Origin of the sequence: Flavonifractor plautii ATCC 29863 (genome assembly GCF_000239295.1) — a bacterium.
Taxonomy (GTDB): domain Bacteria; phylum Bacillota; class Clostridia; order Oscillospirales; family Oscillospiraceae; genus Flavonifractor; species Flavonifractor plautii.
In genome coordinates this window covers 1-359 of record NZ_JH417828.1, presented here as the reverse complement: position 1 = coordinate 359, position 359 = coordinate 1, and the positions used below count along the sequence as shown (strand labels likewise).

At 61.6% G+C, this 359-nt stretch carries 1 pseudogene; it reads left to right on the top strand.

The window, feature by feature from the left end:
* Positions 1-237, top strand: a pseudogene (locus HMPREF0372_RS20830) (hypothetical protein); the annotation flags it as partial.
* Positions 238-359: the final 122 nt, after the last annotated feature.

Sequence of the window (359 nt, the reverse complement as noted above, 5' to 3'; positions counted from 1 at the left end):
CTGTGCCGCACCGGTATACGGGACAGCCCCCAGGCACACTCCAGGGTAGTGGACAGCACCCTGCCCGGCGAGGTCATCCGCAGCATTCCATCGGAACATCTGTCCATCAATGGCCTCAACCGGCTGTGCCGGGCGGCGGAGCGGATTGCACCGGAGGATTTGAAAACCCTGGTACAACTGCTGGCCGACAAGGACCACCCCAGCCAGGGGCCGTCCATGGGCGGCAATTCCATGTGAAGTGGAGGGAAAGAAGATGCAGAAAACAGAATTTATCCGGCAGCTCAATGAGCTGGTCCCCAGTCCAGATCCCGTCACCACCGAGGCGCTGTACCGCTTTGACCGGGAGTGTGCGGAGACGG